The sequence below is a fragment of the Variovorax beijingensis genome (genome assembly GCF_007828835.1).
Lineage (GTDB): Bacteria > Pseudomonadota > Gammaproteobacteria > Burkholderiales > Burkholderiaceae_C > Variovorax > Variovorax beijingensis_A.
The window spans coordinates 306,824-330,901 of record NZ_VIVL01000006.1 but is presented as its reverse complement, the minus strand read 5'-3'; the positions used below and the strand labels follow the sequence as shown (position 1 = coordinate 330,901).

Annotated in this window: 26 protein-coding genes; 16 read left to right on the top strand and 10 right to left on the bottom strand. The window is 68.4% G+C overall.

Annotated features, from left to right (window positions below):
- Positions 1–17 precede the first annotated feature (17 nt).
- Complete coding sequence (locus FB547_RS19595) at positions 18–731, bottom strand: ABC transporter ATP-binding protein (RefSeq protein ID WP_145745090.1); 714 nt, start codon at positions 729–731, stop codon at positions 18–20.
- Between the two features lie 576 nt (positions 732–1,307).
- On the opposite strand from FB547_RS19595, the gene FB547_RS19590 reads away from it, so the two are divergent.
- The 13 genes from FB547_RS19590 (at position 1,308) to FB547_RS19530 (ending at position 12,605) form a co-directional block, all read left to right on the top strand.
- On the top strand, positions 1,308–3,080 hold the full coding sequence (locus tag FB547_RS19590; RefSeq protein ID WP_370878909.1) for a methanol/ethanol family PQQ-dependent dehydrogenase: 1,773 nt from the start codon (positions 1,308–1,310) through the stop codon (positions 3,078–3,080).
- A gap of 115 nt (positions 3,081–3,195) precedes the next feature.
- Positions 3,196–3,600 carry a c-type cytochrome gene (locus tag FB547_RS19585; protein WP_012748141.1) on the top strand — a complete coding sequence of 135 codons (405 nt, stop codon included), beginning with the start codon at positions 3,196–3,198 and terminating at the stop codon, positions 3,598–3,600.
- Positions 3,597–4,487: a substrate-binding domain-containing protein gene (locus FB547_RS19580; protein WP_145745086.1), complete on the top strand. Its 891-nt coding sequence runs from the start codon at positions 3,597–3,599 to the stop codon at positions 4,485–4,487. Before FB547_RS19585 ends, FB547_RS19580 begins: the two co-directional genes overlap by 4 nt.
- A gap of 15 nt (positions 4,488–4,502) precedes the next feature.
- Complete coding sequence (locus FB547_RS19575) at positions 4,503–5,186, top strand: hypothetical protein (protein WP_145745084.1); 684 nt, start codon at positions 4,503–4,505, stop codon at positions 5,184–5,186.
- A 38-nt stretch (positions 5,187–5,224) separates the two neighbouring features.
- Positions 5,225–5,599, top strand: coding sequence for a hypothetical protein (locus FB547_RS19570; protein ID WP_225612820.1), 375 nt, complete (start codon positions 5,225–5,227; stop codon positions 5,597–5,599).
- A gap of 26 nt (positions 5,600–5,625) precedes the next feature.
- On the top strand, positions 5,626–6,609 hold the full coding sequence (locus tag FB547_RS19565; RefSeq protein WP_145745083.1) for a cytochrome D1 domain-containing protein: 984 nt from the start codon (positions 5,626–5,628) through the stop codon (positions 6,607–6,609).
- A gap of 51 nt (positions 6,610–6,660) precedes the next feature.
- The gene (locus FB547_RS19560) at positions 6,661–7,206 is read left to right on the top strand and encodes an SRPBCC family protein (RefSeq protein ID WP_145745081.1); all 546 of its coding nucleotides are present in this window, start codon (positions 6,661–6,663) and stop codon (positions 7,204–7,206) included.
- 22 nt (positions 7,207–7,228) lie between these two features.
- On the top strand, positions 7,229–8,248 hold the full coding sequence (locus FB547_RS19555; protein WP_145745079.1) for an AAA family ATPase: 1,020 nt from the start codon (positions 7,229–7,231) through the stop codon (positions 8,246–8,248).
- A gap of 4 nt (positions 8,249–8,252) precedes the next feature.
- Positions 8,253–9,128, top strand: a complete 876-nt coding sequence (locus FB547_RS19550; RefSeq protein WP_145745077.1) for a DUF58 domain-containing protein — start codon at positions 8,253–8,255, stop codon at positions 9,126–9,128.
- Positions 9,125–10,045, top strand: coding sequence for a calcium incorporation protein MxaA (locus FB547_RS19545; protein WP_145745075.1), 921 nt, complete (start codon positions 9,125–9,127; stop codon positions 10,043–10,045). The genes FB547_RS19550 and FB547_RS19545 overlap by 4 nt, the downstream gene beginning before the upstream one ends.
- Before the next feature lie 15 nt (positions 10,046–10,060).
- Positions 10,061–11,068, top strand: a complete 1,008-nt coding sequence (locus FB547_RS19540) for a vWA domain-containing protein (RefSeq protein WP_145745073.1) — start codon at positions 10,061–10,063, stop codon at positions 11,066–11,068.
- Positions 11,065–11,616: an MxaK protein gene (locus FB547_RS19535; protein ID WP_145745071.1), complete on the top strand. Its 552-nt coding sequence runs from the start codon at positions 11,065–11,067 to the stop codon at positions 11,614–11,616. The genes FB547_RS19540 and FB547_RS19535 overlap by 4 nt, the downstream gene beginning before the upstream one ends.
- Complete coding sequence (locus tag FB547_RS19530; protein WP_261380341.1) at positions 11,613–12,605, top strand: MxaL protein; 993 nt, start codon at positions 11,613–11,615, stop codon at positions 12,603–12,605. The genes FB547_RS19535 and FB547_RS19530 overlap by 4 nt, the downstream gene beginning before the upstream one ends.
- Before the next feature lie 50 nt (positions 12,606–12,655).
- Here FB547_RS19530 and FB547_RS19525 read toward each other — a convergent pair whose 3' ends face one another.
- The 6 genes from FB547_RS19525 to pqqA form a co-directional block, all read right to left on the bottom strand.
- Complete coding sequence (locus FB547_RS19525; RefSeq protein ID WP_145745227.1) at positions 12,656–14,062, bottom strand: GAD-like domain-containing protein; 1,407 nt, start codon at positions 14,060–14,062, stop codon at positions 12,656–12,658.
- A gap of 188 nt (positions 14,063–14,250) precedes the next feature.
- The gene (gene pqqE, locus FB547_RS19520) at positions 14,251–15,402 is read right to left on the bottom strand and encodes a pyrroloquinoline quinone biosynthesis protein PqqE (protein WP_145745069.1); all 1,152 of its coding nucleotides are present in this window, start codon (positions 15,400–15,402) and stop codon (positions 14,251–14,253) included.
- Positions 15,399–15,692, bottom strand: coding sequence for a pyrroloquinoline quinone biosynthesis peptide chaperone PqqD (gene pqqD, locus FB547_RS19515; protein ID WP_145745067.1), 294 nt, complete (start codon positions 15,690–15,692; stop codon positions 15,399–15,401). Before pqqD ends, pqqE begins: the two co-directional genes overlap by 4 nt.
- Positions 15,693–15,753: 61 nt before the next feature.
- Positions 15,754–16,518 (bottom strand): pyrroloquinoline-quinone synthase PqqC, encoded by a 765-nt coding sequence (gene pqqC, locus FB547_RS19510; RefSeq protein ID WP_145745065.1) that lies wholly within the window; start codon positions 16,516–16,518, stop codon positions 15,754–15,756.
- 16 nt (positions 16,519–16,534) lie between these two features.
- Positions 16,535–17,458 carry a pyrroloquinoline quinone biosynthesis protein PqqB gene (pqqB, locus tag FB547_RS19505; RefSeq protein WP_145745063.1) on the bottom strand — a complete coding sequence of 308 codons (924 nt, stop codon included), beginning with the start codon at positions 17,456–17,458 and terminating at the stop codon, positions 16,535–16,537.
- Positions 17,459–17,681: 223 nt separating this feature from the next.
- Positions 17,682–17,756, bottom strand: coding sequence for a pyrroloquinoline quinone precursor peptide PqqA (gene pqqA, locus FB547_RS19500; RefSeq protein WP_010100094.1), 75 nt, complete (start codon positions 17,754–17,756; stop codon positions 17,682–17,684).
- A gap of 171 nt (positions 17,757–17,927) precedes the next feature.
- Between pqqA and FB547_RS19495 the strand changes: the two genes are divergently transcribed.
- From FB547_RS19495 to FB547_RS19485, 3 genes are read left to right on the top strand one after another with little or no spacing between them, the layout of a single operon-like run.
- On the top strand, positions 17,928–18,923 hold the full coding sequence (locus FB547_RS19495) for an alpha/beta fold hydrolase (RefSeq protein ID WP_145745061.1): 996 nt from the start codon (positions 17,928–17,930) through the stop codon (positions 18,921–18,923).
- Positions 18,920–20,299 (top strand): histidine kinase, encoded by a 1,380-nt coding sequence (locus FB547_RS19490; RefSeq protein WP_145745059.1) that lies wholly within the window; start codon positions 18,920–18,922, stop codon positions 20,297–20,299. Before FB547_RS19495 ends, FB547_RS19490 begins: the two co-directional genes overlap by 4 nt.
- Positions 20,296–20,943: a response regulator transcription factor gene (locus FB547_RS19485; protein ID WP_021007691.1), complete on the top strand. Its 648-nt coding sequence runs from the start codon at positions 20,296–20,298 to the stop codon at positions 20,941–20,943. The genes FB547_RS19490 and FB547_RS19485 overlap by 4 nt, the downstream gene beginning before the upstream one ends.
- Here the strand turns inward: FB547_RS19485 and FB547_RS19480 are convergent.
- The 3 genes from FB547_RS19480 to fae are packed head-to-tail and all read right to left on the bottom strand — an operon-like array spanning position 20,940 to position 24,077.
- Entirely contained in the window at positions 20,940–21,611 is a 672-nt protein-coding gene (locus tag FB547_RS19480; protein ID WP_145745226.1) for an HAD family hydrolase, read from the bottom strand. The genes FB547_RS19485 and FB547_RS19480 overlap by 4 nt on opposite strands.
- 37 nt (positions 21,612–21,648) lie before the next feature.
- A complete protein-coding gene (locus FB547_RS19475) occupies positions 21,649–23,541 on the bottom strand; it encodes a chorismate-binding protein (protein WP_145745057.1) in 1,893 nt (630 codons plus the stop codon).
- Positions 23,542–23,543: 2 nt separating this feature from the next.
- Entirely contained in the window at positions 23,544–24,077 is a 534-nt protein-coding gene (gene fae / locus FB547_RS19470) for a formaldehyde-activating enzyme (RefSeq protein WP_145745056.1), read from the bottom strand.
- Between the last annotated feature and the right edge of the window lies 1 nt (position 24,078).

The window sequence follows — 24,078 nt, the reverse complement described above, 5'->3', positions numbered from 1 at the left end:
CTCGGATAGTTCTTGATTCAGGCGGTGCGTGCGATGAAGCCCGCCTCCAGCGTGGCGCCGCCAAGGCTCTGGCCCACCTGCGCCGGCGTTCCGTCCGCCAGCAGCTGTCCCTTGTGCAGCACCAGCACGCGGTCGGCCTCCTCGGCCTCCTCGACCCGGTGCGTGGCCCACAGCACGCACACGCCGCGCTCGCGCACATCCGCATGCAGGGCCGCGAGCAGATCCTGGCGCGATCTGGGATCGAGCCCGACGGTGGCTTCGTCCATCAGCAGCACGGCAGGCCGGTGCAGCCCTGCGCGCGCCAGCTCGACCTTGCGCCGGTTGCCGCCCGACAGCTCGCGCACCTTGCGGTCGAGGTCGGCGTCGATGTTCAGGCGCTCGCAGGCCGACGCAATGCGCTCGGCCGCAAGCCGCCGCGGCAGGCCGTGCAGGTCGGCCTGGAACAGCAGGTTGCGCCGGATGCTCAGGTCCAGGTCGAGCGACATCTGCTGGAACACGACGCCGATCTGCCGCAGCGCCGCAGTCGCCGAACGGCGCAGCGAATGGCCGGCCACCTCGACCTCGCCTTCGTCGGCCGCGAACATGCCCGTGAGCACCTGGAACAGCGTCGACTTGCCCGCGCCGTTGGGTCCGAGCAGCGCCACGAACTGGCCCGCAGGCAGATGCAGCGACAACGACTGCAGCGCCGTGCGCGTGCCATAGCGCTTGGTTAAGTCGATGGTTCGCAGCATGTAGATCGATGGGATTCGCCGGGCTTTGGGTGTCTCAATGGTATGGGCCGTTTGCCTTCGAGCCGCAAATTCCGTGCCTCTGGAATTCGAGGGTTTTCACCGTGATGCGTCGCCGTCCGTTGGCTCGCGCGAAGGCCTGCCAGCCCGCTGCAAGCCATGGCCGCCCGACATTCGTCACGTCGCACGAGACACTTTGCGTCAAATTTGATGCGCACATGATGCAGGGCTACGGCAATGCGTGGCGGGAGGCTCCGGCCGGCACACCGAACGCCCGGGATTTCCCTAGGTCCGGATCGCGTTGCAGCACGCCGCCGCGCACTGCGCGAAGGCCGCCTCGCGCACGCCTGTTCCGAGTGGCGCCACCTGTCTTCGCATGAAGCGCGCACCGGCTGCCGAAGTGCTCCACGCTGGAACTGGCAGGCATGGATGTTGCGGACCGCAGCATTCGCCAAGGTGATCGAAAGATCCGCAGGCTGCCGCCATGACCATGTTCAAAACCCACTGAAATGTGAGGAGACATCTATGAAGTTTTCCAGGCAGATCGCCGGCCGTCTCGTACGGCATATCGGCGTCGCGATGTTGGCTCTTCCGGCCTTGGCGCTCGCCAATGCCGACGTCGAGAAAAACATCGCCAACTCCAAGAACTGGGCCACGCAAGCGGGCGATATGTTCAACCAGCGATACAGCAAGTTGAATCAGATCACCAAGAGCAACGTGGGCAAGATGCAGGTCGCGTGGACTTTCTCCACCGGCGTGCTGCGCGGCCACGAGGGTTCGCCCCTGGTGGTCGATGGCGTCATGTACCTGCACTCGCCGTTCCCGAACAAGGTGTTCGCGCTCGACGTGGAAACCCAGAAGATCCTGTGGAAGTACGAACCCAAGCAGGACCAGTCGGTGATCGCGGTCATGTGCTGCGACACGGTGAACCGCGGGCTCGCCTATGCGGAAGGAAAGGTCTTCCTGCAACAGGCCGACACCACCCTGGTGGCGCTCGACAGCAAGACCGGCAAGGTGGTGTGGACCGTGAAGAACGGCGATCCGAAGGTCGGTGCCACCAACACCAACGCACCCCACGTCTTCAAGGACAAGGTCATCACCGGCATCAGCGGCGGCGAGTTCGGCGTGCGCGGCTTCCTTGCAGCCTACAACATCAAGGACGGCAAGCTGGCCTGGAAGGGCTACAGCACCGGCCCGGACGAAGAAATGCTGATGGACCCGGCCAAGACCATGACCTGGACCGACGGCAAGATGGCGCCCGTGGGCAAGGACTCTTCGCTGAAGACCTGGAAGGGCGACCAGTGGAAGATCGGCGGCGGCACCACCTGGGGCTGGTACAGCTACGACAAGGCGACCAATGCCGTGTACTACGGCACCGGAAACCCGTCGACCTGGAACCCCTCGCAGCGGCCCGGCGACAACAAGTGGTCCATGAGCATCTGGTCGCGCGACGTCGACACCGGCAAGGTCAACTGGGTCTACCAGATGACGCCGTTCGACGAGTGGGACTTCGACGGCATCAATGAAATGATCCTGGCGGACATCAACGTCAAGGGCAAGCCGACCAAGGCGCTGGTGCACTTCGACCGCAACGGCTTCGCCTACACGCTGGACCGTGTGACCGGCGCGCTGCTGGTGGCCGAGAAGTACGACCCCAAGGTGAACTGGGCCACGCACGTCGACATGAAGACCGGCCGGCCGCAGGTGGTGGCCAAGTACTCGACCGCGCAGAACGGCGCCGACGTCAACACCAAGGGCATCTGCCCGGCGGCACTGGGCAGCAAGGACCAGCAACCGGCTTCCTACGACCCCAACACCAAGCTCTTCTACGTGCCGACGAACCACGTCTGCATGGACTACGAGCCGTTCAAGGTCGAGTACACGGCAGGCCAGCCGTACGTGGGCGCCACGCTCTCGATGTACCCCACACCGGGCAGCCATGGCGGCATGGGCAACTTCATCGCCTGGGATGCGGGCACCGGCAAGATCGTGCAGACCAAGGCCGAGAAGTTCTCGGTGTGGAGCGGTTCGCTGAACACCGCGGGCGGGATCTCCTGCTACGGCACGCTGGAAGGCTACCTGAAGTGCGTGGATGCCAAGGACATCAACAAGGAGCTGTTCAAGTTCAAGACCCCGTCCGGCATCATCGGCAACGTGTTCACCTATGAGCACAAGGGCAAGCAGTACGTCGGCGTGTTCTCGGGCATCGGCGGCTGGGCCGGCATCGGCATGGCTGCGGGCATCGACCCCGAGAAGAGCACCGAAGGCCTGGGCGCCGTCGGCGGCTACAAGGACCTCGCCCAGTACACCGAGCTCGGCGGCTCGCTGACTGTCTTCGCGCTGCCCAACTGAAGCGTTACTACCGAGGCGCCATCGGACAGATGGACGCAACATGCGAACCGGGAGAGCACTCGCTCGAGGGCTCTCCCCCGCGCACTTTCAAAAGATACCCGGAGACCCAGGAGCCATGAAATTTCGTAAGTCAACGTTGCTGCCTTCCCTCGTCCTGCTCGCCGGCGTGGCCTGCACACTGGCCATTGCCGCGCCAGACCCCGCGCCCTACAAGGTCACCGACGGCTACAAGGTGGATCCCGAAACCATGAAGGGTTTCCGCACCTGGCGCTCCGCGGCCTGCGACCGCTGCCATGGACCCAACCAGGAAGGGATGGTGGGACCGTCCCTCATCAACAGCCTCAAGACGATGAAGAAGGAAGACTTCATCAAGACCGTGCGCGACGGCAGGCTCGACAAGGGCATGCAGAGCTTCGGCAACAACCCGGCGGTGATGGAGAACATCAACCAGCTCTACGCCTACCTCAAGGGCCGGTCCGACGGCGCCATCACCCGCGCCCGAGTGGAAGAAAACAAATGACGACGCGGCAGCCTGCTGCCAAGCCGCTTTCCATCGGCGCCCGCCTGCGGGCGGGCCTCCTGGGCGCAGCCTGCTGCTGCGCGCTGGTGCCGGCGCTGGCCCAGGAAACACCGCCGCGCAAGGCGCTGCGCGTCTGCCAGGATCCCAACAACATGCCCTTCTCCAACACCAAGGCAGAAGGCATCGAGAACCGCATCGCCGAGGTGTTCGGCAAGGCGCTCGGCCTGCCGGTCACCTACTACTCGTTCCCGCAGCGGCTGGCCTTCTTCCGCAACACGCTGCGCTTCAAGCTGCCGGGGCAGGACTACCCCTGCGACATCGTGATGGGCGTGCCCGTCGGGCTCGACGAAGTCTCGGTCACCAAGCCCTACTACCGCTCGACCTACGCGCTGGTCTTTCCCAAGGGCAAGGGCATGGACAACGTGGCCTCGGCGGAAGACTTCCTCAAGCTCGACCCGGCCAAGCTCAAGTCGCTACGCATCGGCATCTACGACCGCTCGCCGGCTTCGCAATGGCTCAACAAGCACGGCCTGCTGGAGCAGGGTGTGCCTTACAAGCTCATGAGCGCCGACCCCGCGCAGTACCCGGGCGAGATCGTCGAGAAGGACCTGGCCGAAGGCAAGCTCGACGCCGTGGTGGTCTGGGGCCCGATCGCGGGCTACTTTGCGCGGCGCGTCAAAAACCCGGCCCTCGTCGTGGTGCCGCTCAAGTCCGAGAAGGGCGTTCGCCTCGACTACCAGATGGCCATGGGCGTGCGCTACGGCGAGCGCGAATGGAAGCAGCAGGTCGAAGGACTGATCGAGTCCAAGGCACCCGAGATCCAGGCCATCCTCAAGGAGTTCGGCGTGCCGCTGGTCGATGCATCGTTCGGGGTTCCCACCAACTGAGTTGCCGTTTTCCTCATGCGCTTCGCCATCGCCGCTTCGCTCTGCGTTCTTCTCTTGTCTCCCCCGGCCTCGCATGCCGAGCCCGACAAGCGCGACTTCTCGCCCGCCGAACGCCTGCTGTTCATGACGCCGCAGCTCAAAGACCTGCAGGCGCCCATGCTGCTGCGCTACACCTTCGGCAAGACCGGCAGCTTCGAGGAGGCGTTTGCCGACAGCGTGACCGTGTCCCTGAGCGCCAAGGAAGACGGCCGCTGCTGCGACGCCAAGGGCGTGTTCCTGAGCGGTGCGCACAAGCTCCCGGTGCCCGACGTGCCGGCCGCCGAAGGCAATCCCGTGATCCTCTATTTCCTGGAGCACGACGTGCGCGAGATGAAGCGCCTCACGCGCGGCTCCGAATACCACTTCCGCAAGCGCATCCGCATGGGGATCTACCAGGACGCCGAAGTGCGCGACGTGTCGCTGCGCTACCAGGGCCGCGCCATCAAGGGCAAGGAAATCGTCTTCAGCCCCTTCCTGGACGACCCGAACCGGCCGAAGTACGAAAAGTTCGCGACCAAGACCTACCGCTTCACGCTGTCCGACGCGGTGCCGGGCGGCGTCTATGGCATTCGCACCTCCATTCCGGGCGACAGCGCCGCGGCCCAGCCCCTCATGGTCGAGGAGCTCCTGATCGACGGAGCCAAGGCGCCGGCGCGCTAGCGCCTGTTGCCGCTCACGAAATTCTTCCAGCGAACGCCATGAACAAAACAGTCCGACTTCTTCTTTGTCTTCTCGGCCTGCCGATGGCCGTGCATGGCGCGACGCATGCCAACAACGACTTTCCCACGCTGGACCGCGTGCTGTACGTGCAGGAATGCATCGCGGCCCACCCCGATGCGGGCCACTTCGAAATGGCCAGCAAGTGCTCCTGCGCGGTCGACGCACTGGCCAGGGAGATCAGGTATTCGGAATACGTGGACCTGAGCACCGCCGCCAAGGCCACCACCATCGGCGGCGAGCGCGGCGGCTACATCCGCGACTCGGAAAAGCTGCAGGCCGACATCAAGCGATACAAGGCGCTGCAGGCCAAGGCCAACAAGGGCTGCTTCATCGGCCCGCCGACCGCGCGCTGAGCCGCGTCCCGGGCCGGTCGATCGCCATGACGGGTATCGCGACACCTGTGCACGCCGGGGTTGCCTCCCTGCTGCTGCTGTGCACTTCGGCCTGGGCTGCGCCGTTCGCCTACATCACCAACCAGGGCAGCCACGACGTGTCGGTGATCGACCTCGCCTCGCAGCAGGTGGTGGCCACGGTGCCGGTGGGCCGCTCGCCGGCCGGCGTGGTGGCATCGAGCCGCGCGGGCCGGGCCTTCGTCTCCAACCCCGACAGCAAGACCATCTCGGTCATCGACATGCGCCAGCAGAAGGTCGTGGACACGCTGCCGGCCGGCGACGGGCCGGTGGGCATCGACATCTCTCCCGACGGCCGGCGCCTGTACGTGGCCGACTGGTACAGCCGCCGGCTGCTGGTGCTCGACGCACAAGCCACCGGGGCCGCGAAACCGCTGGCCTCGATCGCGGTCGGCCGCGCGCCTGCCGGCGTGGCCGCACATCCAGGCGGCGCCACCGTTTTCGTGGCCGAGCGCGACGACGACAGCGTGGCCGTGGTCGACACTGCCGCGCAGCGCGTGCTGGCGCGCGTGCGCGTCGGCAGCCATCCGTTCGCGCTGCTCTACGACGCGCCGCGCTCGCGCCTCTACGCGCTCAACGTGCAGAGCAACGACATCTCGGTGGTGGACATGCGCGACATCCGCCGCCCAGCCGTCATTGCCACCGTGAAGGCCGGCAAGGCGCCCTACGGCGCGGCGCTGGCCGAGGGCGGCGCGCTGCTCTACGTGACCAACCAGCACGAAGACTCGGTCAGCGTGATCGACGCCGCCTCGCTGAAGCTGCTGCGCACCCTCCCCGGCTTTGCCTACCCCGAAGGCATTGCCGCGCACGGCGGCCGCGTCTACGTCGTCAACTGGATGGACGACAACGTGCAGGTGCTGGACGCCGCGAGCGGACAGAAGCTCAAGACCATCGCCACGGGGCAGAACAGCCGCGGCTTCGGCGCCTTCATCGGCACGCCGATGGAGCCCTGACCTTTTTTTCGGAACGACCTTTTTTCTTCTCACCTCATCACGGATATTTCCATGCTGACACATCCCTCCGGCCGACGGGCGCTGTCCGTTCTTCTCGCATCGTTCCTGCTTGCCGCATCGGCGCCGAGCCAGGCCCACGGGCCGACGCGCCAGAAGGTGAGCGAGAAAGTCACCATCGAGGCACCGGCCGATGCCGTCTGGGCCAGGATCAAGAACTTCAACGCGCTGAAGGACTGGCATCCGGCCGTGGCCGACAGCCCGGCCGACAAGGGCAATACCGAAGGCTCGGTGCGCACCGTCAAGCTCAAGGCCGGCGGCACGCTGGTCGAGACGCTCGAGGGCTACGACGACGCGAAGATGAAATACAACTACCGCGCCAAGGACGGCGGCGCACTGCCGGTCACCAACTACACCTCCGTGCTCTCGGTGGTGGCCGACGGCGGCAAGTCCGTCGTCGAATGGCGCGGCGCCTTCTACCGCGGCTATCCCAACAACGATCCGCCGCCGGACAAGAACGACGAAGCCGCCATCAAGGCCGTGACCGGCGTCTACCGCGACGGGCTCGCCCACCTGAAGAAGATGATGGAGTCGAAGTAGCCCCGGGGCACCGGACACCACCATGGGCACCGAAGAACAACTCGAAGACTGGCGCCGCCTCGCGCTGCGCGTCGAAAGCGAAGTCGCGAAAGCGGTGATCGGCCAGGCCGAAACGATTCGCCTCATCAACGTGGCGCTGTTCGCGCGTGGCCATGTGCTGCTCGAAGGCGACGTGGGCGTCGGCAAGACCACGGTGCTGCGTGCCTTCTCGCGCGCCATCGGCGGCGATTTCGAGCGCGTCGAGGGCACGGTCGACCTGATGCCCGGCGACCTGGTCTATCACACCTACGTGGACGCCGAAGGCCGCCCGCGCATCGACCCGGGGCCGCTGCTGCGCCACGGCGAGCGCCTGGTCACCTTCTTCTTCAACGAGATCAACCGGGCCCGGCCGCAGGTGCAGTCGCTGCTCTTGCGCGCGATGGCCGAGCGCACGGTGTCGGCCTTCGACCGCGAGTACAGCTTTCCGCACATGACGGTGTTCGCCGACCGCAACAAGGTCGAGCGCGAAGAGACCTTCGAACTGGCTTCGGCGGCACGCGACCGCTTCATGTTCGAGTTGAACATGCCCAAGCCGGCCGACCGCGGCATCCGCCAGTCGCTGGTGTTCGACACCGCCTACCACGACACCGAAAGCCTGATCGACAAGGTGGCGCCGGCCATCCTGCCCTGGGACCGGCTCAACGCCATCGGCGCGCAGGTGCAGCGCAGCGTGCGCGCCAGCGAGACCATCGAGCGCTATGTGCTCGACGTGTGGGAGGCCACCGAAGCGCCGCAGAAGTTCGGTATCCGGATCGATGGCGTGGACATGGACCGCTTGATCCTGGCTGGCGCCAGCCCGCGCGGCATGAGCGCGCTGCTGCGCGCGGCGCGCACCGTGGCCTGGCTCGAAGGCCGCTCGCACCTCGAACCCGCCGATCTGGCGGCGGTGCTGCCCTCGGTGCTTGGGCACCGCGTCTTCTTCACGCCGGTCTACGAACTGCGCCGGGCCGAGCTGTCGGAAGCGCTGGTCACGCAAATCATGGACAAGATCGCCGCCCCCTGATGCCATGGACCGCGTCGACGAATTCCACTACCAGCTGCCGCGCCGCTTCGGCGGCTGGCGCCCGGGTGCGCAGCGCGGGCTGAGCCAGGGCAGCGGACAGGAATTCGCTGCGCACCGGCGGCTGTTCGACCATCCCGACCCGCGCCGCATCGACCTGCGCGCGAGCGTGCGCGAAGGCCGCGGCGACTGGCTGGTGCGCATCCATCGGCTGCGCGTGGCGATTCCGGTGCACGTGGTGGTCGACGTGTCGGCCTCGATGCATTTCGGCGCCGAGCGCCGCAAGCTCGACGTGGTGGCCGACCTGGTCGAGGCGCTGGGCTACAGCGCCTTTCGCGCCGGCGACACGGTCGGCCTGCTGGCCTTCGACCAGCGCGAGCGCCAGGACCTCTTCGTGCCGGCGCGCCACAGCCGCGGCAACGGCAGCCTGATGGCGACGATGCTGCGCGACTGCCAAGCTGCCGCGGGCCCGGCGCCCACCGACGGCAGCGCGCTGGCAGGCTTGCGCCGCGCCACCGAACGCCTGGTGGGCCGCGGCGGACTGGTGTTTCTCGCGTCCGACTTTCACTGGCCGATCGCCGCGCTGGGTGAGCTGCTCGAACAGTTCTCTCCGGCGTGCGTCGTTCCGCTGGTGGTCTGGGACCCGGCCGAGGTCGAACCGCCCGAGGCCCGCGCGCTGGTCGCCCTGCGCGACGCCGAAACCGGCGCGCGGCGCAGCCTGTGGATGCGCGATTCGCTGCGCACGCGGTGGCGCGAATCGGTCGCGGCGCGCCGCGCCGAACTCAGCGCGCTGTTCAATGCGCACGGCATGCCGCCCTTTCACCTGCAGGGCCGCTTCGACGCCGAAGCGCTCACGCGCTATTTCCTGGAGACGGCGGCATGAGCGCAACGAACCTCGTTCATCCCGCGGCGCTGGCATTGGCGCTGCTTCTGACCGCCGTGCCCGCCGGTTTTGCGCGCGCCGCCGATCCCGCCACGCCAGCCGCTGCGGCCACCATCGAGCAGCCGCGCAGCTTCGGCCACGTGCTCGGCGACCTGCTCACGCAGCGCGTGCTGCTCGAGCACCAAGGCCGGCCGCTCGAGCCCGGTGCGTTGCCCGCCGCGGCGCGCATCGATCTCTGGCTCGAACGCAGGCCATCGCGCATCGAGACCGATGCACAGGGCAGGCGCTGGCTCGCCATCGAGTACCAGCTCATCAATGCGCCGCGCGCGCTGACCGCCATCTCGCTGCCGGCCCTGACGATCGCCACCGTCGCGGGCCCTGCGCTCGCCTTGCCCGCCTGGCCGGTCAGCATCGGGCCGCTGGCGCCGGCGGAAACCTTCGGCCAGGGCGACCTGCAGCCGCTGCGGCCGGACCGGCCGGTCGCGGCGCTTCCGACCTACGCCATCGAACAGCATCTGAAGCTCTCGCTCCTGGCGCTGCTCGCGGTGCTGCTGGCCTGGCTCGCCTGGTGGGCCTGGCGCAACATGCGCGAGGCACAGCAGCTGCCGTTCGCGCATGCCTGGCGCGAGCTCAAGCGCATCGATGACCCGGCAAGCCCCGAGGCATGGCGCGTGCTGCACCGCGCGCTCAACCGGAGCGCCGGCCGTGTCGTGCACGGCGCCAGCCTGCCGCAGCTGCTGGCCGATGCACCCTACCTGCGCCCGCTGCAGCCGCGGCTGGAAGATTTCTACCGCGAATCGACCCGGCGCTTCTTCTTCGCCGAAAGCGCCGCCGCGCCGGCGCAGCCCCAGGCCGCCTACCCGCTCAAGCCGCTGTGCCGCGCGCTGCGCAATGCGGAAAAGCGCCACCGGCACTGACCGGCAGACAGAGCCATGCGCTTCGACCTCGCCCAGCCCTGGATGCTCGTGCTGCTGCCGCTTGCGCTGCTGCCGTTGCTGCGCAAGCGAAGCGACACGCTGGGCTTCTCGTATGTGGGCTGGCTGCCGGCCGACCGCGTCGGGCGCCTGGTCGGCTTTCTGTGGCGCGCGTTCGCGGTCGGCGCCATGGCTTTCACGGTGCTCGGGCTCGCGGGGCCGGGGCAGTCGGGCGCCGTGGTCGAGCGCGCCGGGCGCGGCGCCGAGGTGCTGATCCTGATGGACCGCAGCAGCAGCATGGATGCGACGGTGCACACCAACGGCCTGCAGACCGCGGGCCGCATGTCACAGGAGCCCAAGGCCAAGGTCGTGCGCGACCTGCTGAGCGAATTCGTCGCCAAGCGGCCCGACAACCGCTTTGCCTTCATGACCTTCAGCACGGTGCCTATCGCGGTGGTGCCGTTCACGCAGAAGACCGACACGGTGCAGGCCGCGCTTGCCGCCACCGCCATCGGCCGCGGCCTGCCCGAAACCCGCATGGGCGTGGCGCTGCTCGCGGCCATCGAGGAATTCGAAGGCCGCAGCTATTCGGGCAGCCGCGTGATCCTGATCGTTTCGGACGGCGGCGCCCAGCTCGACGAGCCGACGCGGCAGCGCATCCACGTCGGCCTTGCGCGCGAGAAGATCGGCCTGTACTGGATCTACGTGCGCAGCGGCCCCAACTCGCCCAACCTCAACACCGAGACGGTTTCAGCCTACGGCCTCGGCGAGGAACTGGCGCTGCACCAGTTCTTCAAGACGCTGAGCACGCCCTACCGGCTCTACCAGGTCGACGACTCCAATGCCATGGCCGCCGCCATGGCCGAGATCGACCGGCAGCAGAATTTTCCGCTCACCATTCATGAGCGGGTCCCGCGGCGCGACCACGGCGCCGCGTTCTACCTGGCAGCGATGCTGTGCTGCGCAGGCCTGCTCGCCTGCCGCGCCGTGCAGCTGCAGAGCTGGCGGAAAGAAAGCGCTTCATGAAGCGACGCACGATTCACCTGGTCTTCGGCATGCTGAGCCTGTGCTGCGTGGGCGTGGCACTGGAGCGTGGGCTGCGGCTGCGCCACACCATGGGCCTGAATGCCGAGATCGCCCGCATCGCCGCCACGCCGGTCGGCAAGGACGCGACGACGGCGCCGATCTCGGCCCCGCGCGAACTGCAACTGGCCCAGGCGCTGGCCCTCTCGAAAGCCGGCGCGCACGATGCCGCGCTCAAGGGCTATGCGAGCCTGATCCAGGCCGGCGAGCGCGACCCGGTCGCGCAGCAGGCGCTGTTCAACCTCGGCAACATGTACCTGCGCCAGGGCATGGCGCAGGAGGCCGGCGCGCTGCCGCTGTTCGAACTCGGCAAGCAGCGGCTGCGCGACCTGCTGCGCGCCGCGCCCGAGGACTGGGACGCGCGCTACAACCTGGAGCGCGCGCTGCGGCTCGCGCCCGAGGACCAGGAAGCCTTCTCCGCCGAGCAGCAGCCGGCGCACGAGCAGCGCCGGGTCCGGGTGCCGGGCTTCGTCGCCGGAGACCTGCCGTGAAACCGCCGCTGCGGCAACAGTGGCGCATCGCCTGGCGGCGCATCGGCGGCGGCACCGGCAGCTGGCCGCTGGTGCTGGCCCTGCTGCTGCTGGCGCTCGCGGTCTGGCCGCCGCGCGTGCAGCTACAGCGCCCGGTGTTCAACTGGCAGGTCAGCTTCGACATCACGCAGAGCATGAACGTCGAGGACGTGGAACTCGACCACACGGCGGTCAGCCGCCTCACGCTCGCACGCGCCGCCATGCGCGAGGTGCTCGGTGCACTGCCCTGCGGCTCCAAGGTGGGCTGGAGCGTCTTCGCGGACTACCGCTCGCTCGTGATCCTCTCGCCGGTCGAGGTCTGCAGCCACTATGAGGAACTGCTGGCCTCGCTCGAGCGCATCGACGGCCGCATGCGCTGGGCCAATGCGAGCAACGTGAGCAAAGGCGTGACCTGGGCCGTGCGCGGCGCGCGCAGCGTGGGGCCCGATACCCACTTCGTCTTCATCAGCGACGGGCAGGAATCGCCGCCGCTGCGCATCAACGAGACACCGCCGATGACGGACATCAAGCCCGGCGAAGTCCAGGGTTGGCTGATCGGCGTGGGCGGCGACGTGCCGGTGCCGATTCCCAAGACCGGCAGCAACGGCGAGCCCGCCGGCTACTGGCGGGCCGACGAGGTGGTGCAGGGCTCGGCGATCGGCAGCGCGCTCAACCACGAACATCTTTCCGAGCTGCGGCAGGACCATCTGCGCGCGCTGGCCGAGCTGGTCGGCGTGAACTACCGGCGCCTGAACACGCCCGAGGCCCTGAAGACGGCCATGCTGGACCGCCGCTACGCGCAATATCTGCCGGCGGATACGGACCTGCGGTGGATTCCCGCGCTGCTCGCGCTGGCGCTGCTGGCATGGCGGTTCGCGCCGGAGCTCGGCCTGATGCGGGACTGGCGGCCATGGCGGATGCCGGCTCCGGCTCGGCCGGCAATGCCACGGTGGCCTCAGGTCGACTGGTAGGTCTCGCGAAATTCGGTCTGCAACGCGGGTTCGCGCTGTCGCCGGTGGACTCAATCCGCCCGGCTCACAAGGACGTCGCCCGTCTCAGGGCCGTTGACCACGGCGCCTGCCGCGTCACGCCGCACCTTGATGCCGACGCCGCAACGCTTCGGATCCATCTGCCATACCCAGCCGTAGAGCGCGCGCGGGCTGTCCTTGGGCGACATGAGCGGCATGTTCTTGCGCAGCCCGTCGTTGCTTCCCAGATCCACCCAGACCATCACGGTGGAATCTTCGGGGTCGCTGTGGGCGTCGACCTCGACGATCGTGGCCCGGAGAGGCTTGCGGTGCACCAGAGCCTGCAGCGCGGACGGCAGGTCCTCGAAAGGTGGGGCCTCCATGCCACCGGAGTTCTCGGCAGGAAAGGGATCGTCCAGCCGCACGGGCCGGAAGTAGTGTTCGGAGCTGCCCATGGTCGAACGCCCGCCGATGGCCGTTGCCATGTCCTCGAGGCGGGCAGCCTGCAACAGCAGCGGCTGTCCACCGCTGCGCATCAGGTACAAGCCGTCATCGCTGGCATCGCTGCCCAGCGACTTGCCGGTCAGCACCAGGTCGAGTTGCAGCAGGCAGTCGCCCTCATCGGTTTCGAGCGTCCGATACCGCCCGTCGTAATGCCGTATGCCCGATGCTTCACCCGTCTTGTGATCGTTCCTCCAGAAGAGCAGCTGATAGTTGCCATCCGCGTGAAGGGCGACCAGCCGGCGCCAATCGATATAGGTGGAAAGATAAAGCCCGCTCGGATGGCCATCTTGTCTTTCCAGGTCCTTGAACGCCTCGCGATATCCGGCGGGCAAGGCTGCGCGGATGGTGCCCGGCGGCGGCGCGGGCGGCGCCTGCTCGTGATCGACCTGTGCGCGAAGCTTCTGGTGAAGCGCGAGCGCATCCGTCCTGGCAATCTTCAGCATCTGCATGGACAGCAGCATGGGATCGACGTGATACGCCTCGCCGGACGATAGCGTGCCTGCTTGCTGCTGCGCGGTTTCGAGCATGGCCGGCTGGATGAATTCATCGGCTTGGCGCGGGTCGCTCAGAACGTTGTTGAACAGATCCGCCAGGTCCCAGGTCAGGATGCTGATGCTGCGGGTCACGGGGTTCAGCGCCGCAACGTCCTCGTCCACGGCCGTGAGCTTTCGGTAGAAAAGAAGCGTGCCGAACGGCGTCAGCGCAATGGGCACGCGCAAGGTGGCGCTGGGTGGCGAAACGATCCATCGATCGAGCGTGGATTGCCACGCCTGCGGATCGATCAGGCAGATCTGCCGGCGGCCGTAGAGCCCGAGGCCGTGCTTGCGCCACAACTCGAGCAGCGCGGCAGACAACTGCCCCTCGTACCTGTCCAACAGTGTCTTCGCCGCCGGTGTGCAGCCTGCGTGCGGAGGGTTCGCCTTGATGAATGGATGGAGCTTGATTCGGCCGAACATGGATTTCGATTTCGGAAACAGGGTTGAATTTCGCAGAGGCACGCGCCTGCCGGCCAACGCGGCAGCCTCTCCAAGGGCTCGTCCGGGAATGTAGCCAGGGGCGCGTGCCAGCGTCAACCGCTTGACGGTGCACATGCCGCCGGGCAATTCAACCGTGCCGTGGCGCCGGCCCGAGGCGGCCCCTCGCCTCACGCGTGCGGCGTGACGATTGCGGCAGAAAGCCGCCGCGAATTGGCGGGATCGCGGAACACCAGCGGATGCTCGGCCGGCGCCGCCGGATCGCGCGCGGCCGCACGCTCCACCGCCTCGACCACGCGGTGGTGGTCCGGGCTCTTCGCGCACACCGGATCGGCCGCGGCCGCATCCTGCGCCAGCAGGTAGGCCTGGCAGCGGCAGCCGCCCAGGTCCTGCTCGCGCTGGTCGCAGCTCGCGCAGGGCTCCTTCATCCAGCCGGTGCCGCGGTAGCGGTTGAAGCCTTCGGAATCGAACCAGATCTCGCGCAGGCCGTGCGCCTTCACGTTCGGGAATTCGAGGCCCGGCAGCATCTTCGCGGTGTGGCAGGGCAGCGCGGTGCCGTCGGGCGCCACGGTGAGGAACATGCTGCCCCAGCCGTTGACGCATTTCTTGGCCTTGCCCTCGTGGTAGTCAGGCGCCACGAAGAAGATGCGCATGCGCTCGCCGAGCCGCTTGCGCCAGGCGTCGGTCACCTCCTCGGCATGGCGCAGCTGCTCGTGCGTGGGCAGCAGCTGGTCGCGGTTCACGAAGGCCCACGAGTAGTACTGGGTGTTGGCCAGCTCGAGGTACTCGGCCCCCATCTCGTGCGCCATCTCGATGATGCGGTCGATGTGGTCGATGTTCATGCGGTGGATCACCACGTTCAGCACCATCGGCCAGCCCTGGTCCTTGATGATCTTCGCCACCCGGTTCTTGAGTTCGAAGGTCTTGGTGTGCGAGAGGAAGTCGTTCATCTCGCGCGTGGAGTCCTGGAACGACAGCTGCACGTGGTCCAGGCCCGCGGCCTTCAGCGCGGCGGCGCGCTGCGCCGTGAGGCCGACGCCGGAGGTCAGCAGGTTGGTGTAGTAGCCCAGGCGCGCGGCCTCGGCAATGATGATCTCCAGGTCGTCGCGCAGGAGCGGCTCGCCGCCCGAGAGGCCGCACTGCACCGCGCCGAGCTCGCGGCCTTCGCGCAGCACGCGCAGCCAGTCGTCGGTGCCGAGTTCGTTCTCCTGCTGCGCGAAGTCGACCGGGTTGAAGCAGAACACGCAATGCAGCGGGCAGCGGTAGGTCAGCTCGGCCAGCAGCCAGAGCGGCGGTCCGGGGCGCGGCGGCGCGGCGGTCATTGGGCGTCCCAGCGCAGCCAGTTCTGCTGCGCCGCCAGTTCGACGAAGCCGCGCACCTCGGGTTCGAGCCCGGTGGTGTCGAAGGCCTGCTCCAGGTCGGCCACGATGGCCGCGACGCTGCGCTCGCCGTCGCAGCGCTTCATGATCTCGCCCGCGCTGCCGTTGAGCCGGACCATGCCCTCGGGGTACAGCAGCACATGGCATTCCTGCGCCGGCTCCCATTGCAGGCGAAAACCCGGGCCGACGCGGGGCTTGCTTTCGGCGGTGAGCACGGGCTTGTTCGCGGTCATTGGAGTACCTTCGTGCTTCGCACTGCGGTGCGAGCTTGCTTGGGGCGGCCCGGCGCAGCGCTCATGCGCCGTTCACCCCGTAGCGCGTCGCCATCGCATCGTTCATGGCCCACAGGATGTCCAGCTTGAACTGCAGTATCTCGAGCGCGCGCTCCTGCAGTGCGCGGGTGTCGAAGTGGTCGAGCGTGATGGCCAGACCCTGCTCCACGTCGCGCCGAGCCTGGCTCACGCGGTTGCGGAAGTAGTCGAGGCCTGCCGATTCGATCCACGCATAGTGCTCGGGCCAGGTGGCCAGGCGCTGCTTGTGGATCTCGGGCGCAAAGAGCTCGGTGAGCGAGGAGCACACGGCCTCCTGCCAGGGCGCGCGGCGCGCGAAGTTCACGTAGGCATCGACCGCGAAGCGCACCGCCGGCACCACGTGGCGCAGGTCGCGCACTTCTTCGCGCGTGAGCCCCACCGCCTCGGCCAGCCGCAGCCAGGCCTCGACGCCGCCTTCGTCCTTGATGCCGCCGAGCTCGAAGCCGTCGTGGTCGAGGATGCGCTGCACCCAGCCGCGGCGCACCTGCTGGTCGGGGCAGTTCGAGAGCACGGCCGCGTCCTTGATCGGGATCGCGATCTGGTAGTAGAAGCGGTTCGCCACCCAGCCGCGGATCTGCTCGGGCGTGGCCCGGCCGCTGTTGAGCATGACGTTGAACGGGTGATGGATGTGGTAGCTGCGGCCGCGCTCGCGCAGCTTGGCTTCGAACTCCTGGCGGCTCCATGCCGGGGCGGTTTTCTCGCTGCCCGTGACTGGGCGCGATGAATCTTGAATCCTGTCGGCATGCATGGCGGGCTCGATGTTTTCAGAGTTGGATCGTCATCCCGTCCTCGCAGGGCTCGATGCCTGCGCGCCGCAGCGCCGCATGCTCTTCGGAGTCCTCATTGAGGATGGGGTTGGTGTTGTTGATGTGGATCAGCATGCGACGCGTGGTGGTGGCGGGCAGCTTCGACAGCCATTCGATCATGCCGCCCTCGCCCGACTGCGGCAGGTGGCCGATCTCGCGCGCGCGCTTGCTGCCCACGCCCAGGCGAAGCATCTCGTCGTCGGTCCAGAAGGTGCCGTCGACCATGACCGCATCGGCGCTGGCCATGGCATCGAACACGGGCGGCGTGATGGCCCCCAGGCCCGGCGCATAGAACAGGCTCTTGCCGCTCCTGCGGTCGAGGATGGCCACGCCGATGTTGTCGCCCGGCACCTGCTGCTCGCGGTGCGGCGAGTACGGCGCGGCCTTGCCGGTCAGCGCCATCGCGCGGAAGACGAGGCCGGGCACGCCGGGCACCTCGAAGGAATTGCCGTCGAGCGTGATCGCGTGGCGCGCCACGCCGCAGTAGTGCGACAGCACGCGCAGCACGGGATTACCCTCGCTCAGGTCTTCGGCCACCGGATCGGTGCACCACAGCGGCAGCGGCGTGCCGCGCTCGCGCAGCATGAAGAGGCCGGTGGCATGGTCGACCTGGCCGTCGATCAGCACCACGCCCGCGATGGCGGTGTCGCGCATTGCGCGCGCCGGCTGCAATATGGGGCTGCTGCGGATCTGCTCCAGGATGTCGGGCGATGCGTTGAACAACACGCCGTCCTCGCCCTCGTCGGGGCGCACGAAGATCGACGACTGCGTGCGCGGCTTGGCGCGCACCGTGCCGTTGCGCACGCCGGCGCAATTGGGGCAGTTGCAGTTCCACTGCGGGAAGCCGCCGCCAGCGGCCGAGCCCAGGACGGTGATGCGCATCGGGAGAGAAATGGATGACGTGTCGGTCGGATGAAAACAACCCGCCCCGGAACGCACCGGGGCAGGCTGTCGAGGAGTTGCCGCGTTGTACGCTTTCCCATCGCCCGAACCCAACGCAACCAGCCCGGTGCACCCGCGGAACTGGCTCTGCCAGTCCGCCGGGTGCGCCCCCCAGTGGGGGGAGGCTGCTACACGAAGTGAGCAAGCAACGGGGGGCGTCCAATCAACGAGCGCTGACGTACATCGTGATCTCGAAGCCGAAGCGAAGATCGGTGGCCGTCGGGGTTTCCCACTTCATAGGGTGTCTCCTGCAAGGTTGCACAGCGCCATGTGGCGGCTGCGGGAACTTCGTGTGCTCCGGTCCCCATCTTGAACCCATGAACCACCGAGACCCAGCCATGAAATCATGATTCGCACTTCATGATTTTCATGAATAGCGGCAACAGGGCCACCGCGTACCATCGCCCTCGTGCTTCCCACCGGCCTGTACCCCGAATCTCCTCCCTGGCGCACCCACGCACTGGAGGTGCCGCACGGCCATGTGCTGCATGTAGAAGAAGGTGGCAATCCCGAAGGCGCCTGCGCCGTGGTCCTGCACGGCGGGCCCGGCTCGGGCAGCTCGCCGCTGCTGCGCCGCTTCTTCGATCCGGCGCGATACCGCGTGATCAGCATCGATCAGCGCGGCGCCGGCCGCAGCCGCCCGCGCGGCGCGACCATGCACAACCGCACGGCCGACCTGCTCGGCGACCTGCAGCGCGTGCGCGAACAACTCGGGGTGCCGCGCTGGCTGGTGGTCGGCGGCTCGTGGGGCGCCACGCTGGCGCTGGCCCATGCGGCCTTCGAGCCGCAAGCGGTGGCGGCGCTGCTGCTGCGTGCGGTGTTCCTGCCGAACGCCGAAGAGATCGGCGCCTTCTTCCAGGACAGCGCCGGCCGCGCACCCGCCGCATGGGCGCGGTTCGCGTCCGTGGCACCGGCCGGCGAGCGCCACGACATGCTGGGCTTCCTGGCCCGCGGCCTGCAGCAGGCGCCGGCCGATGGCGCCCGCCAGCTCGCGCTCGCCTGGTGGCACTGGGAGCAAGCGCTGGCGCGCGGCACGGGTGTGCCAGCTGGCGAACCGATGCCCGCCCAAGCCCGACCGGACCGCGAAACGCTCGACGCACTGGTCGACCGCTACCGCGTGCAGAGCCATTACCTGCTGCACCGCTGCTGGCTCGATGCGCCCCCGCTGCCGGACCGGCTGGCCGCACTGCCCCGCGTGCCCACCCTGCTGCTGCATTCCCGCGACGACCGCATCTGCGCGCCGCATGGCGCAGAAGCCGTGCACGACCGCATTCCGCACAGCCGGCTGCAATGGATCGACGGCGCGGGCCACGACCCCGCGCACCCGGCCATGGCCTCGGCGATGGTTGCCGCGCTCGACAGCTACGCGCGGCATGGCCACTTCGGCAACGCGCCCACGCCATGACCCTGCGCCTGAAGATCAACCTCATCGTCAGCCTGCTGACGCTGCTGTTCGTCGCGGCCATGCTCGCGCTGCAAGTGCGTGCGATGCGCGAGTCGATCCAGGAGGAAGTCGTCGCGGCCAACCGCGTGGCCGCGCAGCTGCTGAACCGCACCGCCTGGCTCTACGCGGCCCAGGGCACGCCGGCCATGCTGTCGTTCCTGCAGGGCGTCGGCCGCGTGCGCTCCAACGACATCACGCTGCTCGATGCCGAGGAACACGTGCTCTACAGCTCGCCCAACTCGGTCTACAAGGCCGGCCGCGATGCGCCCGATTGGTTCGACCGCCTCGTCTCGCCGCCGCCTTCGCAGATGTCGATCGCCTTTCCCGGCGGCAAGCTGATCGTGAGCTCGAACGCTTCGCGCGCGGTGCTCGATGCCTGGGACGATGCCGCGCTGCTGACCCTCAGCGCGCTGGGCCTGCTGCTGGTGGTGAACGCGGGCGTGTTCTGGCTGGTCGGCCGCGCCACACGCCCGTTCGCGGACATCGTCGATGCGCTCAACCAGCTCGAAAGCGGGCGCTTCGATGTTTCGCTGCGCGCGCTGCCCGGCACCGAGGCGGCGGCCATCGGCGCCGCCTTCAACCGCATGGTCGGCATGCTGCAGCAGCACATCGAGACCGAACGGCGTGCCGTGCGCGCCGAGAGCCGCCTGTCTGAAAGCCGCGAACTGGGCCGCTGGGTCGACCAGAAGATCGAGCAGGAGCGCCGCCTGATCGCGCGCGAGCTGCACGACGAGCTGGGCCAGTCGGTCACCGCGATGCGCAGCATGGCCCTGTCGATCGCGCAGCGCGTGCAGGCGCTCGATCCGCAGTCCGAGCAGGCGGCGCGGCTGATCGCCGAGGAATCGGGGCGGCTCTACACCGCCATGCACGGCATGATCCCGCGCCTCACGCCGCTGGTGCTCGACAAGTTCGGGCTGGTGGCCGCGCTCGAGGACCTGGTCGAGCGAACCCGCAACAGCCACGGCGGCGTGCAGGTCGAATGGCACCTGGAGATCGAGCTCGACCGCCTGCGGCTCGACACCGACACCGCGCTGGTGCTGTACCGCGCCGCGCAGGAAGGCATCACCAACGCGCTGCGCCATGGCGAGGCGCACCGCATCGTGCTGGCGCTGCAGGGCGACGAAGAGACCGTGAAGCTCACGCTGACCGACGACGGGCGCGGCCTGCCCGGCCCTGATGCCGCCAGGGAAACCAGCACAGGGCACTATGGCCTGCGCTGGCTTGCCGAACGCATCGACAGCCTGGGCGGCGACCTGCGCCTTGAACCCGCCGCGCCCAGCGGCGCCCAATTGACGGTGCGCCTGCCCTTGCCGGCGGCCGCCGCGGAGAACACATGACCCAGGCGATTCAGCCGATTCGAGTGATGCTGGTGGACGACCATGCGCTGGTGCGCATGGGCTTTCGCATGCTGCTGGCCGACGCGCAGATCGAGGTGGCGGCCGAGGCCGACACCGGCGAGCAGGCCTGCCAGGACTATCCTCAGGTGCGGCCCGACGTGGTGGTGATGGACCTGTCGATGCCCGGCATGGGCGGCCTGGAAGCGCTGCGCCGCCTGCTGGCGCACGACCCCAAGGCGCGCGTGCTGGCGCTGTCGGCGCACGAGGACACGATCCATCCGCGCCGCGTGCTGCGCGCCGGCGCACTCGGCTACCTGGCCAAGCGCAGCGCGCCCGATGCGCTGATTGCCGCGGTGAAGGCCGTGGCGCGCGGCGACCGCTACATCGACGCCAACACCGCGCAGGCGCTGGCCACGGCGCAGATCGAGGGCGAAGCCAACCCGGCCGACCTGCTCAGCGAGCGCGAGTTCTCGGTTTTCATCCAGCTCGCGCGCGGCATGACGGTGGCGCAGATTGCCAGCACGCTGAACCTTTCGCTCAGCACGGTGGGCTCGCACCTGTACCGCGTCAAGCAGAAGCTGGGCGCCACCAATCAGGCGGAGCTCACCTGGGTGGCGCTGCGCTGGGGGCTGATCCAGGTCTAGCCAGCCGCCGGCGGCGTCCGTTCGATGATCGGCCAGCCGGCCTCGGCGGCCCGGGCGCGCAGGCGATCGTCGGGCGCCACCGCCACCGGATCGGACACGGCGCACAGGAGCGGCAGATCGCTGGCCGAATCGGAATAGAACCACGACTGCTCGAGCGCCTCGAGCCGCGTGCCGCGCGTGGCGAGCCACTGATTCACGTGCATCAGCTTGTGCACGCCGTAGCACGGGTCGCCGTCGATGGCGCCGTCGAGCGTGTCGTCGATCACCAGCGAGCGCGTCGCCAGCACGTCGGCCACGCCGAACAGGCGGCCGAAGGGCTCGGCGATGAAGCGGGTGGTGGCGGTCACGATGGCGCAGACATGGCCCGCATCCTGGTGCTGGCGCACCAGCGCTCGCATCGGCTCGGGCACCTGCGACGCGATCTCGGCCTCGAACTCCGCCGCCCATTGGCGCAGCGCGGCCATGCCGAAGCTCGCGAGCGGCGCGACGCTGGCGCGATGCAGCTCGCGGATGTCCAGCGTGCCGTCCACGTACTGCTGGCAGTAGCCCAGGTAAACGGTCTCGGCTTCGGCCGGCAGCACGCCGCGCGCCACCAGGAAGCGCGTCCACGCCATGCCGCTGTCGAACGGAATCAGCGTGTGGTCCAGGTCGAACAGCGCCAGCTTCATCGGCAAGCCCGGTCGAGGAAGGGGCGGGCCCTGCTTCTCAAGCGGCGGCCGCCTCGTGCGGCTGCGCTTGCTGAACCAGCCGCGCCGGCAGCACGCCGCGCAGCGCATTGCACACCACGAGCTTCTGCGCAGCCTCCAGGTCTTGCCGGTACAGGCTGCGTTCGGTGGCCTCCCAGATCGAATCCTCGATCAGCACGCCGCGCATCACGCCGGGCAGCGCGCCGTCGGCAACCGGCGGCGTCCACCAGCGTCCGTCGATGCGTGCGAACACGGTGCTGCGCCCGCCTTCGACGAGCCGGCCGTCTTCGGTGAAGAACAGGCTGTCGAAGGCCCCGGCGCGTTCGGCCGCGCGCACCGCGGCGTCGTAGTGCTGGCGCACGGTGGTCTTGTGGGCGGCCAGCGGGTTCGCATCGGGCAGCCGCTGGTCGGCAATCAGCAGCTTCACCGCGCCCGGCGGCAAGGGTGGCAGTGGCGAATGGGTGATGCCGATGCGCCCGCCGTGCGCCAGCGCGAGCCGCAGGCGCGAGGGCTGGCCGGGCGCGAGCGCGGGCAAGGCTTCCCGCAGCGCCTGCATCGCGGCATCGCGGTCGAACCGGAAGCCCAGCGCACGCGCGCTGCGCGCCAGCCGCGCCAGGTGGCGGTCCAGGTAGCGGATGCCTTCGCCGGGGGTGGCCAGCATGGTCTCGAAGAGTTCGAAGCCCGGATCGAGCGCGGTGAGGAAGCGCGCCTTGAGCAGGCATTCCTCGAATTCGTCGGCCGCAATGCTGTCCTGCACGATGCCCGCGCCAATACCCAGCCGCAGCGGCCGCAGGCCCTTCTGCTGTGCGCCCAGCGTGAGCGTGCGGATCGCCACCGACAGGCAGAAGTCGCCGACGGCCGCGCCGTCCGGCGGCGCATCGACCCAGCCGATCGCGCCGCAGTAGAGGCCGCGCGGCGTGCTCTCGAGTTCGCCGATCCATTCCATGGTGCGGTGCTTGGGTGCGCCCGTGATGGAGCCGCAGGGGAACACCGCGCGCAGCAGCTCGGGCATGCCGACGCCGGCGCGCAGCCGCGCCTGCACGGTCGAGGTCATCTGGAACACCGTGGCGTAGGGCTCGATGGCAAAGAGCGTCGGCACCTTGACGGAACCGATGCACGCCACGCGGCCGATGTCGTTGCGCAGCAGGTCGACGATCATCACGTTCTCGGCGCGGTTCTTGGCGTCGACCGAAAGCCGGCGCGCCATCTCGCTGTCGCCCTCGGGCGCATCGGCGCGGGCCGCAGTGCCTTTCATGGGGCGTGCGGTGAGCACGCCCGCGTCGTGGCGCAGGAAGAGTTCGGGCGAGCACGAGAGCACGTGGGTGATGTCGCCCTCCCCCGCGTTCTGGCCGCCTTCGGGCAGGGCGATCACCGCGCCATAGGCCACCGGCTGCCGCTCGCGCAGGCGCCGGTACAGCGCCACGGGCGAGCCATAGCCCTGGCCGTGCAGCCGGTAGGTGAAGTTGACCTGGTAGGTTTCGCCCGCGGCGATGGCGTCGTGGATGCGCGCGATGGCTGCGGTGAAGGCCGGCTCGTCGATGCTGGGCTGCAGGTCCAGCACGCCGACGGGCTGCGGCGGGCTGGCCTCGCTCGCCTCGAGCTGCTCCAGCCAGCTGGCAACCTGGTCCGACGAAAGCATGGCGCAGTCGCGGAACATCAGCACGCGCAGCGCCGATGCATCGCTGGCCGCAAGCCGCGCATGCCCCGCGCGCTGCAGCCTGGCGCCCCATTCGTAGTCGGCCAGCAGCACCGCATGCAGGCCCTGCCGCAGATCGGCGTCGACGCGTGCCCAGGCGGCATCGAGATCGGCCGGGTCGGCGCAGCGGTGCTCGCGCACGAAGCCGGTGTGCAGCCGGCTGGTGGGCCGCGCGGGCGTCGAGCCGCAGTCGTCGAGAAGCGCGAACGAAGGCAAGGTCAGCTCCAGTCGTCCATGTCGTGCTTGATGCGGTGGCGATTGGCGATCAGCTCGTCCACCGACGGCTCGTTGTTCAGCGCACGCCGGATCGCGAGCTTGGTGGCTTCGTAGTTGGTGCGGTACATGTCTTTCTTGTCGAGGTTCTGGTCCTTGGCGCAGCGCGGATCGATCCACACCAGGCTGATGATGCACAGCGTGTTGGCATGTTCCCGGGGAATGATGCCATCGATCAGGCAATCGACCACCGCATCGGCCGTTGCGCTCTGCACCACGCCGCCGAACAGGTCGATGTTGGCCGCGTCCTTCAGCGTGACCTTGGGCACCATGATGGTCGCGGGCCGCACGAGCTGGTTGCAGGCGCGGATCGCGAACATCGCGGTGTGGCCCTTGCTCTGCGCCATCATGTTGGCGAAGGCCTGGCCCACGGGGCCATCGGTGGCGCCGATCAGGATCTCGGGCATGGCATCGGTGAACTGGCCTTCCTTGGCGAGGACGGTGGCTTCGCCGGCGTGGAAAAGATAGGGATGCGTCATA

Bases quoted from the DNA above. Each gene is read 5' to 3' on its own strand.
- FB547_RS19595 (WP_145745090.1), bottom strand. From the start codon at position 731: ATGCTGCGAACCATCGACTTAACCAAGCGCTATGGCACGCGCACGGCG.
- FB547_RS19590 (WP_370878909.1), top strand. From the start codon at position 1,308: ATGTTGGCTCTTCCGGCCTTGGCGCTCGCCAATGCCGACGTCGAGAAA.
- FB547_RS19585 (WP_012748141.1), top strand. From the start codon at position 3,196: ATGAAATTTCGTAAGTCAACGTTGCTGCCTTCCCTCGTCCTGCTCGCC.
- FB547_RS19580 (WP_145745086.1), top strand. From the start codon at position 3,597: ATGACGACGCGGCAGCCTGCTGCCAAGCCGCTTTCCATCGGCGCCCGC.
- FB547_RS19575 (WP_145745084.1), top strand. From the start codon at position 4,503: ATGCGCTTCGCCATCGCCGCTTCGCTCTGCGTTCTTCTCTTGTCTCCC.
- FB547_RS19570 (WP_225612820.1), top strand. From the start codon at position 5,225: ATGAACAAAACAGTCCGACTTCTTCTTTGTCTTCTCGGCCTGCCGATG.
- FB547_RS19565 (WP_145745083.1), top strand. From the start codon at position 5,626: ATGACGGGTATCGCGACACCTGTGCACGCCGGGGTTGCCTCCCTGCTG.
- FB547_RS19560 (WP_145745081.1), top strand. From the start codon at position 6,661: ATGCTGACACATCCCTCCGGCCGACGGGCGCTGTCCGTTCTTCTCGCA.
- FB547_RS19555 (WP_145745079.1), top strand. From the start codon at position 7,229: ATGGGCACCGAAGAACAACTCGAAGACTGGCGCCGCCTCGCGCTGCGC.
- FB547_RS19550 (WP_145745077.1), top strand. From the start codon at position 8,253: ATGGACCGCGTCGACGAATTCCACTACCAGCTGCCGCGCCGCTTCGGC.
- FB547_RS19545 (WP_145745075.1), top strand. From the start codon at position 9,125: ATGAGCGCAACGAACCTCGTTCATCCCGCGGCGCTGGCATTGGCGCTG.
- FB547_RS19540 (WP_145745073.1), top strand. From the start codon at position 10,061: ATGCGCTTCGACCTCGCCCAGCCCTGGATGCTCGTGCTGCTGCCGCTT.
- FB547_RS19535 (WP_145745071.1), top strand. From the start codon at position 11,065: ATGAAGCGACGCACGATTCACCTGGTCTTCGGCATGCTGAGCCTGTGC.
- FB547_RS19525 (WP_145745227.1), bottom strand. From the start codon at position 14,062: ATGTTCGGCCGAATCAAGCTCCATCCATTCATCAAGGCGAACCCTCCG.
- pqqE (WP_145745069.1), bottom strand. From the start codon at position 15,402: ATGACCGCCGCGCCGCCGCGCCCCGGACCGCCGCTCTGGCTGCTGGCC.
- pqqD (WP_145745067.1), bottom strand. From the start codon at position 15,692: ATGACCGCGAACAAGCCCGTGCTCACCGCCGAAAGCAAGCCCCGCGTC.
- pqqC (WP_145745065.1), bottom strand. From the start codon at position 16,518: ATGCATGCCGACAGGATTCAAGATTCATCGCGCCCAGTCACGGGCAGC.
- pqqB (WP_145745063.1), bottom strand. From the start codon at position 17,458: ATGCGCATCACCGTCCTGGGCTCGGCCGCTGGCGGCGGCTTCCCGCAG.
- FB547_RS19490 (WP_145745059.1), top strand. From the start codon at position 18,920: ATGACCCTGCGCCTGAAGATCAACCTCATCGTCAGCCTGCTGACGCTG.
- FB547_RS19485 (WP_021007691.1), top strand. From the start codon at position 20,296: ATGACCCAGGCGATTCAGCCGATTCGAGTGATGCTGGTGGACGACCAT.
- FB547_RS19480 (WP_145745226.1), bottom strand. From the start codon at position 21,611: ATGAAGCTGGCGCTGTTCGACCTGGACCACACGCTGATTCCGTTCGAC.
- fae (WP_145745056.1), bottom strand. From the start codon at position 24,077: ATGACGCATCCCTATCTTTTCCACGCCGGCGAAGCCACCGTCCTCGCC.